General features: G+C 46.7%; 13 protein-coding genes and 1 riboswitch. All 13 genes read right to left on the bottom strand.

Features of this window, described 5'->3' with window-relative positions; genetic code table 11:
• Window positions 1-87 precede the first annotated feature (87 nt).
• The 13 genes from AC0YNT_RS05435 to lysA all read right to left on the bottom strand — a co-directional run bounded on the left by AC0YNT_RS05435 (window position 88) and on the right by lysA (window position 11,565).
• Window positions 88-921 carry a DUF427 domain-containing protein gene (locus AC0YNT_RS05435; protein ID WP_475803654.1) on the bottom strand — a complete coding sequence of 278 codons (834 nt, stop codon included), beginning with the start codon at window positions 919-921 and terminating at the stop codon, window positions 88-90.
• Between the two features lie 156 nt (window positions 922-1,077).
• Window positions 1,078-1,392 carry a hypothetical protein gene (locus AC0YNT_RS05430; protein ID WP_475803653.1) on the bottom strand — a complete coding sequence of 105 codons (315 nt, stop codon included), beginning with the start codon at window positions 1,390-1,392 and terminating at the stop codon, window positions 1,078-1,080.
• A gap of 105 nt (window positions 1,393-1,497) precedes the next feature.
• Entirely contained in the window at window positions 1,498-2,340 is an 843-nt protein-coding gene (locus tag AC0YNT_RS05425) for a MetQ/NlpA family ABC transporter substrate-binding protein (protein WP_475803652.1), read from the bottom strand.
• Between the two features lie 45 nt (window positions 2,341-2,385).
• The gene (locus AC0YNT_RS05420; RefSeq protein ID WP_475804078.1) at window positions 2,386-3,060 is read right to left on the bottom strand and encodes a methionine ABC transporter permease; all 675 of its coding nucleotides are present in this window, start codon (window positions 3,058-3,060) and stop codon (window positions 2,386-2,388) included.
• On the bottom strand, window positions 3,060-4,064 hold the full coding sequence (locus tag AC0YNT_RS05415; protein WP_475804077.1) for a methionine ABC transporter ATP-binding protein: 1,005 nt from the start codon (window positions 4,062-4,064) through the stop codon (window positions 3,060-3,062). Before AC0YNT_RS05415 ends, AC0YNT_RS05420 begins: the two co-directional genes overlap by 1 nt.
• Window positions 4,065-4,280: 216 nt before the next feature.
• Window positions 4,281-4,901, bottom strand: a complete 621-nt coding sequence (gene scpB, locus AC0YNT_RS05410; protein WP_167272873.1) for an SMC-Scp complex subunit ScpB — start codon at window positions 4,899-4,901, stop codon at window positions 4,281-4,283.
• On the bottom strand, window positions 4,870-5,649 hold the full coding sequence (locus tag AC0YNT_RS05405) for a segregation and condensation protein A (protein WP_441890246.1): 780 nt from the start codon (window positions 5,647-5,649) through the stop codon (window positions 4,870-4,872). Before AC0YNT_RS05405 ends, scpB begins: the two co-directional genes overlap by 32 nt.
• A 77-nt stretch (window positions 5,650-5,726) precedes the next feature.
• Complete coding sequence (ribH, locus tag AC0YNT_RS05400) at window positions 5,727-6,197, bottom strand: 6,7-dimethyl-8-ribityllumazine synthase (RefSeq protein ID WP_441890244.1); 471 nt, start codon at window positions 6,195-6,197, stop codon at window positions 5,727-5,729.
• 51 nt (window positions 6,198-6,248) lie between these two features.
• Window positions 6,249-7,430, bottom strand: coding sequence for a bifunctional 3,4-dihydroxy-2-butanone-4-phosphate synthase/GTP cyclohydrolase II (locus tag AC0YNT_RS05395; protein ID WP_475803651.1), 1,182 nt, complete (start codon window positions 7,428-7,430; stop codon window positions 6,249-6,251).
• 31 nt (window positions 7,431-7,461) lie between these two features.
• Entirely contained in the window at window positions 7,462-8,136 is a 675-nt protein-coding gene (gene ribE, locus AC0YNT_RS05390) for a riboflavin synthase (protein ID WP_475803650.1), read from the bottom strand.
• Between the two features lie 15 nt (window positions 8,137-8,151).
• Window positions 8,152-9,258, bottom strand: a complete 1,107-nt coding sequence (gene ribD, locus AC0YNT_RS05385; protein ID WP_475803649.1) for a bifunctional diaminohydroxyphosphoribosylaminopyrimidine deaminase/5-amino-6-(5-phosphoribosylamino)uracil reductase RibD — start codon at window positions 9,256-9,258, stop codon at window positions 8,152-8,154.
• 253 nt (window positions 9,259-9,511) lie between these two features.
• Window positions 9,512-9,718: riboswitch (FMN riboswitch) on the bottom strand.
• A 32-nt stretch (window positions 9,719-9,750) separates the two neighbouring features.
• Entirely contained in the window at window positions 9,751-10,182 is a 432-nt protein-coding gene (locus AC0YNT_RS05380) for a peptidylprolyl isomerase (protein ID WP_167272849.1), read from the bottom strand.
• Window positions 10,183-10,236: 54 nt separating this feature from the next.
• The gene (lysA, locus tag AC0YNT_RS05375; RefSeq protein WP_475803648.1) at window positions 10,237-11,565 is read right to left on the bottom strand and encodes a diaminopimelate decarboxylase; all 1,329 of its coding nucleotides are present in this window, start codon (window positions 11,563-11,565) and stop codon (window positions 10,237-10,239) included.
• Window positions 11,566-11,640: the final 75 nt, after the last annotated feature.

The raw sequence follows: 11,640 nt of genomic DNA, 5'->3' as shown, positions 1-11,640 counted from the left end.
ACTAATTCTATCGGAATTATATGTTTTAAAGGTATAAAAAAAGACTTCCCGTCGAACAGGTCAGCCATTCTGCACTCACGCACGAGTCTATTCTGTTGCCTTGATCTCATTTGCGTTAAAGAAATCTAAAGCCGACTTGTACCATTTGGGCTCAGCTTCACGCTCTCCATCTACGAATACTTCCGTCTTCTCGTTATAGAATGACACTAATCCCGCAATCTTAGGGATCTCCGGAATCGGATTCGGATAGCTCCACAGGATGTCTTTATAGACTTCGCCGTTAACCGCAGCCGTCCAATAAACAGCATTACCTTTGTAAGGGCAGCTTGTTTGGGAGTCAGAGGCTTCAAGCAGGTCGAAGCGGACATCTTCCTGCGGCAAATAATAACGGACTGGAACTCCAGTCTCGAACACAATGACAGGACGTTTGCTCTCAGCAATCAACTCCCCATTCAGCTTGATTTGAATATGGCGTGAGCTGGCAATGGCGTCGACACGCTTATACGGATCGCGCGGATGGACAAAAATCTGCTCCTCTTCCTCGTACCAGGCATCTACCTTGTTCCAATAAAAAGCATAATACCCTCTGATGCCTTCACTTTCAGGAATCGGATTCGGGTAGCTCCAAACCGCGTTTTCTGAAGACCGGTCGCCTGCTGTAATGGTCCAGTAGGAAGCATCACCTTTTAATGGGCAGAATGTCGACTGCTCCGTTTGCTCGAGGAGATCTGTTCGGACATCCGCCTCTGGAAAATAATAGACCGGCAAATGGCCGCGTTCATGCACGACAATGACATTTTTGCTGTCCGCAATTGTCTCCCCGTTAAATTTCACACGAATCCAGCGAGGTGTGGAATCGAAGCGGATATTCCTCTTAACCTCCTCTAACTGTGTCGAATTTTGCGCAGTTTGATTTGCCATCTTTCATTCCTCCTAAACGTTATTAAGGTAGATTACGAGTAGATCATAACATGCACCAAATTATTCCACAATTAAATTTTATATATCCTATGCGATTAATCGGATTAATTTAGATAAAAAATAAAACTGTCCCTAATGGAACAGTTCTAAAGATGCCTAAGAGATAATAGCTGGCAAGATATAAATGATGAGGATTGCGAAAATAGCTGAGCCGGCCATCACACGGGCATAGGTTTTTGGCAGCTTTTCCGTTGTTTGAAACAGCCAATTGAACCTCGGAGCAAACCAGTTACGAAATACAATAAAGATAATGATTAAATTAGCTATTCCTATAATAGACCACCCCCAAGGGAGCTGATCATTTATACCCGCAAACAAGCTGCTATCTAGCATCCCAAGAAGCACAAGGGAAAAACATAAATAGATGATACTGATGATCCACTCCAGTGCAAATCTGAACAATTTAAACAACGAGCACCCACCTTCCTTATTTTCCCTTATCATTTCATTTTAAAGGAAAATTCCTCATAAAAAAAGACCGCTCCGAGGTACGGAAGCAGTCTGTGACCTTAAAGATTATTCAAATGCCGGCAAAATGGCACCTTTATAAGTATCTTCAATGAATTTCTTCACATCTGGAGTTTGAAGAGCAGCAGCCAAAGCTTTAATCGCTTCGGAATCCTTGTTGTCCGGACGAGCAACGAGAATGTTCACGTAAGGAGAATCGCTGCTTTCGATGAAGAGCGCATCCTCTGTCGGAACAAGATCCGCTTCAAGCGCGAAGTTCGAATTGATCAGATCAAGATCCACTTCACCAAGAACACGCGGAAGAGTAGCCGCTTCTACTTCTGTAATTTTCAGGTTCTTCGGATTTTCTGTAATGTCATGTACAGTAGCTGCAACACCTACGCCGTCCTTCAGTGTAATCAGCTTGTTAGCGGCAAGCAATTGCAGCGCACGTCCACCGTTGGTAGCATCGTTTGGAATAGCCACTTTAGCGCCATCCTTCAATTCATCAATACTTTTGATTTTTTGTGAATAAGCGCCCATTGGCTCAAAGTGAACACCTGCGACATTAACAAGGTCATAACCATGTTCTTTATTAAAATCATCAAGATAAGGGACATGCTGGAAGAAGTTTGCGTCCAGCTGCTTTTCATGTAACTGTGTATTCGGTTGAACATAATCGTTAAACTCAACAACCTCAAGATTAATGCCTTTTTCTTTCAAAGCAGGTTTGATGAAATTAAGAATTTCAGCGTGAGGTACTGGTGAAGCACCAACCTTTAATGTTACTTCCTTCACTTCATTGTTACCCGCCGCCGCATTGTTGTTCGTATTCTCATCTTTCTTGGCGCCGCATGCGGACAATGCGATAACAACCGCAAGTGCAAGCAGAATAAAACTGAATTTCTTCATTTTCTTTTCCTCCATCATCTGTATGTTGCTTCTATGTTGTCCACCTTACTTCCGGCTGAAACGACGAACCAAATGATCGCCAGCCATCTGCAGGAGTTGAACCAAAATAATAAGCAGTGCAACCGTTACAATCATTACACTGGTCTGGAATCTTTGATAGCCATATCGAAGCGCTAAGTCACCAAGACCGCCCCCGCCGATTACACCTGACATTGCCGTATAGGAAACAAGTGTAACCGCCGTAATGGTAATACCTGCGAGCAGCCCTGGTCTTGCTTCAAGGAGCAGCACCCGTCTTACGATATCCCATCTGGATGCTCCCATCGCTTGTGCCGCTTCAATTACGCCACGATCCACCTCGCGCAGTGAGGTCTCTACCAATCGGGCGAAGAACGGTGCAGCCGCCACAACAAGCGGCGGAATAGAGCCCTGCACACCTAACGTCGTGCCTGTCAGAGCCTTCGTCAATGGCATGATGAGAATCATCAGAATAATAAACGGAACCGATCGAAGTACGTTAACCACTAGCGACAGCACCGCATATACAACTGGCTGTTCAAGCAGCTGCCGTTTAGAGGTCAGGAACAATACAACTCCGATAAGCAGACCAAGAATAATTGTAAATAGCAGCGATGCGCCTAACATCGTCAGCGTGTCCTTAGATGCTTGCCAAACTTCCTCCCAGCGCACTTCGCTCCAATCAACGTCTTGTTTCATCATCATTTCAAATCACCTACTTCCAGCCCTTTGGCCCGAAGCTCGTCAAACACCTTGTCGATCTCGGCGTCTGCACCAATAAATTCGATAACCAGCTGTCCGTAAGGCGTATTCTTCATCCGGGATACCGTTCCTTGCAAAATCGTAAATTGAACGGAAGTTGATTTGACCGCATTGAATAACAGTGGCTCGTACGTAATCTCACCTACATAATTGATTTTCACGAGACGCCCGCTCCTTGTGTTGATGAGCTCACGTGGATCAAATGAATCCGCGATTTGGCTGACGAAATCCTTTGTAATGGAATGCTGCGGTTTCAAAAAGACCTCCACAACGTCGCCCATCTCGACGATTTCACCCCCATCAATAACCGCAACACGGTCACAGATGGAACGGATAACGTGCATCTCATGTGTGATAAGCAATATCGTTATGCCAAGCTTCGCATTAATATCGAGAAGCAGTGACAAGATAGCATTCGTTGTTTGTGGATCCAATGCCGAGGTAGCCTCGTCACAAAGAAGCACATCTGGGTTGTTCGCAAGCGCTCTTGCGATCCCAACGCGCTGCTTTTGCCCGCCTGAGAGCTGGGCCGGGAACTTATCCGCATGCTGCTCAAGCCCTACCAGCTTCAGCAGCTCGTCCACACGCTTCTTGATCTCTGCTCTTGGCAGCTTAGCCAGCTCGAGTGGGAATGAGATATTATCGCGGACAGTCGCCATTGACAGCAGATTAAAATGCTGAAAAATCATGCCAATTCTGCGGCGTTCCTTCTGCAGCTGATTCGTCGATAACCGAGTCAGCTCTACTTCGCCTACCTTAACCGACCCGGATGTCGGCCGCTCCAGCAAATTAACGCATCGGAGCAACGTGCTTTTACCCGCTCCAGAATGTCCAATAATGCCGAAAATCTCGCCTTTTTGTATGGTTAGGCTTATATCTTTAACAGCTTCAACTGCGCCTTTACCATTACCGTAAGATTTTTTTATATCTAAAAGCTCAATCAGTGGTATAACCTCCTGCCATTATGCCATTTCTGCTAGAATCCCCTGTTACACCTTGTTCATGCTAAATAAAGAACAACGGCCATTATAAACAACTTTAGCCCTTGTTGTCACTAGATAATAAAGTAAAAAAGTCCGTTATCCCATTGTGACGGGAAATAACGGACCAAACGTTCACCATTTTGACCATCCATTTTGTTGAATGACCTGATGTAACCCTTATTCCTTATCCGCATCAACTGGAATGAACTCGTCGAGCGTCGTTTGACGTTCCCCAAGCCGTTCGAACAGCATCTGCGTTTGTTCTTCCAGCGCCTCGTCAATATCAACCTGTCTTGGCTCTGGTAATGCCTTAATATGGGGTAATCCAAAATAATCTAGGAATGATTTCGTTGTACCGTATAAAATCGGTCTGCCGATCGCTTCCGCACGGCCTACTTCTTCGATTAAATCCTTCGAGACGAGTGATTGAATAGCTCTGTCGCTCTTAACCCCGCGAATTTCTTCAATATCGATACGGGTAATCGGCTGACGGTATGCGACTATCGACAGTGTCTCAAGCGCAGCCTGTGATAACTGGGAACGTGTTGGTGTATAAGCCATACGTTCGAAGTACGCAGCATGATCCGGGTTGGTTGTCATCCTGTAAGCACCGGCCACCTCTGCCACTTGAACACCGCGTTCTTCACGTGCAAGATCGCGATGCAAGTCGTACACAAGGTCCGCTGCCAGATCTGCGTCCAGCTCCAATATATCGGCAAGCTGACGTTTGTTCAGCCCTTCGTCGCCAGCCATAAATAATAAGCCCTCAATAATCGACTTCAATTTCGGGTAATCCATCGTTCGCCGCTTCTCCTCTCCAATGAATGACGATGTCATCAAACAGCTGATGCTGGAAGCAGCGAATATGTTTCATCTTCATCAGTTCCAGAATGGCCAGGAAAGTGACCACAATCTCATGCTTGCCCATATTCTCGCGGATCAGACGGGAGAATCGCACGGTCTCAAACTGCTTCAGGACCTCTACAATATCCCGAATTCTGTCTTTAACCGAGATCTCGTCCCGTTGGACGGTTGCCACAATGTTGCGGCGTGCGGCTCTGCGCAGCGCCCGCTGGAATGCGACAATCAGATCGGAAATATGCAAGCCCTCAAGCGGATTAATGACCTCTTCTTTCATATATGGTGTCATATCATCCGGCTCGCGGGAAAAAATGAGACTGCGTTCCATTTCCTTCTCCCGAAGCTGTTCTGCAATTTGCTTGAATTTACGATATTCGACCAGCTTCTGAATAAGCTCGTCCCTTGGGTCAAGCCCATCATCCGGCCATTCTTCATAGAAGTCTTCAAATACGGGAGGCTTAGGAAGCAGCTGATTGCTCTTGATGGCAAGCAAAGTAGCCGCCATAACAAGAAACTCACTTGTGAGCTCAAGCTCCAGTTCCTTCATCGCATTCAAATACTCCATATATTGATCTGTTATTTCACTAATCGAAACCTCATGAATGTCGATTTCTGACTTATCAATCAGATGAAGTAGCAAATCGAGTGGTCCTTCAAAGGATTCCAACTTGTAATGCATCGTCACTTCTTACGATCCCCCTGCCATGCGCAAACGGCTGACGTCCTATAACAAGTAACGACAGCATAATTTGAGCTATTACTCTAATTATGCAGTAATTTCGACAAATTTGCCATCTCTATTGCAGAAACAGCTGCTTCATATCCTTTATTTCCTGCTTTTGTACCTGCACGTTCAATTGCTTGCTCAATGGAATCCACCGTAAGAACACCAAAAATGGTAGGAATGCCTGTTTTGAGTGCAATAGCAGCTACACCTTTAGCAGCCTCGTTGCACACAAAGTCGAAATGTGGAGTTGAACCACGGATGACAGCGCCAAGCGTAATAACAGCGTCGTATTTGCCGCTCTCAGCCATTTTTTGCGCGATCAATGGAATTTCGAATGCGCCTGGTACCCAAGCGATATCTACATTGCTGTCTTCTGCACCGTGACGCTTGAAAGCATCAAGCGCTCCACCCAGCAATTTACCAGAGATAAATTCATTGAAACGACCAACTACAACACCAAATCTCAATCCTTCTGCAATAACATTTCCTTCAAATACGTTTGGCATGATAAAGCCTCCTATAAATTATGTTTGTATATATATTTATCGTCCAAGTTACTAACGATTGTTGCTTGTGTTATCTTCCATTTGGATCGGCACTCGCTCTACAATTTCGATACCATGGCCTTCGAGTCCTTTGATTTTGCGCGGATTATTCGAGAGAAGACGCAGCTTTCTAACACCAAGCTCCCTCAGAATTTGAGCGCCAATTCCGTAGTCACGAAGATCAGAAGGAGATCCAAGTCTATGTTTCGCATCCACAATACCCTGCCCCTGATCTTGAGAAGCATACATCTTCAACTTATTCACAAGCCCATTCGCAACGGCTTCTTGACGCATGTACAGCAGAACGCCAACACCTTCAGCATCGATCTGCTTAAGTGCGGATTCGAGCTTAGAGCCACATTGACAACGACGGGAATGGAAGACATCGCCCATCAAGCATTCCGAGTGAACACGTACTAGAACGGGCTTAGCGGGATCGATCTGCCCTTTCACGAAAGCGACATGCTCATTGCCGTCTACCTGATTAGAGAAAGCAATCGCACGGAAATCGCCAAAGTCAGTTGGCATTTGTACATCCACAATACGATCAACAAGCTTTTCCTTCGCATTACGGTAAGCAATCATTCCTTGAATGGTGATCAGCTTCAAATCATGTTTCTCTTTGAAAGTAATCAAATCAGGCAGACGAGCCATCGTACCGTCTTCTTTGATGATCTCGCAGATAACGGCAGCTGGTTCAGAGCCGCAAAGACGTGCAAGATCAATGCCTGCTTCCGTATGACCAGCACGGCGAATGACTCCTCCTTCTCTTGCAACCAGCGGGAAAATATGCCCTGGCTTACGGAAATCCGTTGCTTTTGTTGCTGGATCAATAAGGGCTTTGACCGTTTGGGAGCGTTCAAAGGCCGAGATCCCTGTCGTTGTGGAGACATGGTCCACGGAGACAGTAAAGGCTGTACCATGATAGTCCGTATTATGCTGAACCATCGGCGGCAGATCAAGCTGCTCTGCACGTTCCTGAGTAATCGGTACGCAGACCAAACCACGTGCTTCAGTAATCATGAAATTAATTACCTCTGGTGATGCTGTCTCCGCAAGGGCAATCAAATCCCCTTCATTCTCACGGTCTTCATCATCAACTACGATGATCGGCTTGCCAGCTTTCAAATCTTCTAATGCAGATTCAATGGAATCAAAGATTTCTTCTTGAAGCTCAAGTTCTTGTCTGTTCATTAATTTCCCTCCCTGCTATCCAATCTTTCTTTTATAGAAATCCATTATCGCTCAGAAAAGCAACACTTAGCTTTGATTCCGTCCGGCTTGATGCTTTGCCTGTTTCCTTAGCCGGCTTGAAATGCAGCAGGTGATCGACATATTTGCCAATGACATCACATTCTATATTGACCGATTCACCGGCTTTTTTGTTCTGCAAGGCTGTCTCTGCAAGGGTATGCGGGATGACGGATACGGAAAACCCATTCGCATTTGTACCAACAACCGTTAAGCTAATGCCGTCAATCGTAATCGAGCCTTTCGGAATGACATATCGAAGCATGTCATCATCTGCAAGACGAATAGCGAATACAACCGCGTTCGCATCTGTCTCACGGCCGGTAATAACACCGGTTCCGTCCACATGCCCTTGGACGATATGCCCGCCGAATCGGCCTCCAGCGAGCATTGCCCGCTCAAGATTCACAGATTGACCAGGACGAAGCTGCTGCAAGTTCGACTTCCGGTATGTCTCTGGCATTACATCCGCATCAAAGGAAGTGCGATCAAATGCGATAACGGTTAAACATACACCGTTCACAGCAATACTGTCCCCAAGCGCCACGCCTTCCGTCACATGGGATGCTTCCACAGTAAGCACCATCGCTTCTCCTTGCTTTTTAACCCGTCTTAATGTGCCAACTTCCTCAACCAGGCCGGTAAACACGGGCACTCCCCCATTCTATTCATTGCCGTAAGCGGGATATCCAGAAATACAAATATCTTCGCCGGCCATCTCGACTTTCACGTTCTCCAGTTCAATCGCCTGCGCCATCTTCTCATATCCGGCGAAAGTGAAAGTTCCAGGGGATTCAATGCCGCCGATAATTTTCGTTGCCATATAAATCATTATTTTATCGATTAATCCCGCTTCCAGCATAGCACCATTCAATTTGCCGCCGCCTTCAAGCAGAATCGATCCGATCTCGAGCTCGCCGAGCTTACGCATCGCTTCAGCTAGATCAACCTGCTGGCCATTGCCGCAGCGGATGACCTCGACACCAGCAGAGATCAAAGCTTCCTCTCGAGATTGTTCTGCCTGATCAGACGTGAGGACAATTGTTCTGGTCAATCCGTCTGTCACCACTCTGGCGTTTAGCGGCAAACGAAGCTGGCTGTCTACGATAATACGAGTAGGGTGGATGGCTGGTACTGCCGATCTCGTCGTCAATTGCGGGTCATCTGCAAGCAAAGTGCCGATCCCCACCATGATCGCTTCATGCTGGTGACGCAGCGTATGTACCTGCTCGCGCGCTGCAGAACCTGTAATCCAACGGCTGTCACCTGTATGAGATGCAATCTTCCCATCCAACGTGCTGGCTGTCTTAAGCGTAACGAATGGAAGGCGGGTCGTAATATATTTGTTGAACTTCTCGTTCATATTGCGGGATTGTTCTTCCAGGAGGCCAACTTCAACCTCAATCCCTTCTTCGCGAAGGCGAGCAATACCTCGTCCCGCTACTTGCGGATTAGGGTCTGTCGTTGCGACTACAACCCGGGCTGCCTTGGCATTAATGATGCGTTCACAGCATGGCGGAGTCTTCCCGAAGTGGCTGCATGGCTCCAGCGTAACATAGACCGTAGCCCCTTCAGCTTCATCTCCAGCCATTTGTAAGGCATGAACCTCTGCATGGCCTGTTCCCCGCTTCAAGTGGGTGCCGATACCAATGATCCGCCCTTCTTTTACTACAACACAGCCAACCACCGGATTAATACCGGTTTGCCCTGAGGCTTTAGCGGCCATCTCAATCGCAAGACTCATATAATAAGAATCATTTAAAATCTCCATAAATGCAAAAACACCCCCATTAGCCAGCTTAGCCAACGGGGGTGGGAAAATATCATTCGAAGATAACAAAAATAAGCTATTCAAGCGTAAACGGCTGCGCCGCCCATAGGAGGTGCAGTAAACGTTCCGCTAGTGAAATATAAACACAGTATAAATATGCCTATACTTTTTTATATTTCAAACAAACCTATCATTCCCTTGTGAAAATATGCACAAGAAAGAAATAAGCATGTCAGCGTATTCGTATCGAATGTGTCCCCTTCTCCCATCCAGACTATACTGTCGGTCCCGGATTTGCACCAGGTCCACCGTTCCGTCCATAACAATACGAGGAATCGCTCTTGTCATGAATGGCCCGGGTCACGGACTGACGAGAAAGCGCCGCACGCTGGTATACCAGTTGTGCAGGCGCCGCTCGATCACCGCCGGTTGGGAATTTCACCCCGCCCCGAAGGTAAGCCACAATACTATAATTTTGTTAGTATCTTAACACTAAGCTTCGTAAACTTCAACCTTTTGCATTTTGTCGCGTCCTTTGAACGCGTCAACATGCTCCATACCTTTTGTAACTTTACCAAAAACAGTATGTTGGCCGTCAAGATGCGGCTGTGGTTGGTAACAGATGTAGAATTGGCTTCCGCCAGTGTTGCGGCCGGCATGTGCCATTGCGAGTGTACCACGCTCATGCTTGTTCGGGTTGATCTCGCAGTTGATTGTGTAGCCTGGACCACCGGTGCCTGTACCGTTAGGGCAGCCGCCTTGTGCTACGAAGCCAGGAATAACGCGGTGGAATACCAGACCGTTATAGTAACCTTCGTTTACAAGCTTTTCGAAGTTTTCTACTGTTTTTGGAGCATCTTGGTCGAACAGATCGAGAATAACCTCTGCACCGTTCTCAAGTGTGATTTTTGCTTGTTTAGCCATTTCTAACATCTACCTTTCTTTGTCCGAATAAGACTACGTTACCAAATTTCGCCCTTACTTAGCAAGCGATTTGCGAAGTCTTGCCGGAATTACGTCATTGCCCACGATATTTTCAAGGGATTCACGTTGTACAACGAGGTCCGATTGACCGTCTTTTACGAATACAACTGCAGGGCGGCGGAAACGGTTGTAGTTGCTCGCCATCGCGTAGTTGTAAGCACCAGTACAGAACACGGCAAGCAGGTCGCCTGTCTCTGATTTAGGCAGTTCAAGGTCAATAATCAGCTTATCGCCGCTCTCACAAGCTTTGCCAGCAATTGTAACCGTCTCAACATTTGCTTCGTTCGCGCGATTAGCCAAAATTGCTTCGTAACGGGATTGATACAGGGCAGGACGCGGATTATCCATCATACCGCCATCTACTGCAACATATTTGCGAACGCCTGGAATTTCTTTCATTGTGCCCACTGTGTACAGTGTTGTACCAGCATCGCCTACGATACTGCGGCCTGGCTCAACCCAGATCTCAGGAAGCGGGAAGTTTGCAGCTGTGAAGTTCGTAATGATCGCGTCTGTAATTGCACCAACATATTGCGCTACTGGAAGTGGTGTATCGCCTTCCACGTAACGAATGCCGAAGCCGCCGCCAAGGTTGATAACTTGGAAAGTATGGCCAAGCTCATTACGGATTTCAACAGCAAATGCTGCCACTTTGTCAACTGCCATGCGGAAGCCGTCTACTTCAAAGATTTGGGAGCCGATGTGGGAATGAACGCCCAGAATCTCGATGTTCGAAAGCTCAAGCGCTTCTTTGATCGCTTCTTTTGCTGCACCGTTACCAAGGTCGAAGCCAAACTTCGAATCTTGTTGGCCAGTCGAAATATATTCATGCGTATGTGCTTCTACGCCTGGTGTAATGCGGAACAAGATTTTCACTTTTTTGCCTTTGTCAGCAGCAAGTGCATTCAGCAAACGGAGCTCTACGAAGTTATCGACAACAAAACAGCCGATGTTCGCGTCAAGCGCCATATTGATTTCATCAGGTGTCTTGTTGTTGCCATGGAAATGAATGCGTGCAGCCGGGAAGCCTGCTTGCAGAGCGGTGTAAAGCTCACCGTCGGAAACAACGTCAAGCGACAATCCTTCTTGCTCAGCAATTGCGCACATTGCCATAACAGAGAATGCTTTGCTTGCATAAGCTACTTGGAATTTAAGGCCGGAAGCCTTGAATGCTGTAACATATTCGTTAGCGCGTTGACGAACAAGCGCCTCGTCAACAATATACAGCGGAGTGCCGTACTCTTGCGCCAATCCTGTTACGTCTACTCCGCCAATTTCTAAATGCCCTTCGGCATTAATTTTGCTTGTGCCATGTAAATACATGAATCATTTCCCCCTTGGATTTCGACTACCATTACACGATAGAAGTTAATTACGATTTGCACCAATAGACACAGT

The organism is Paenibacillus sp. J22R56 (assembly GCF_056269375.1).
This window is presented reverse-complemented; position numbering and strand designations above follow the sequence as displayed.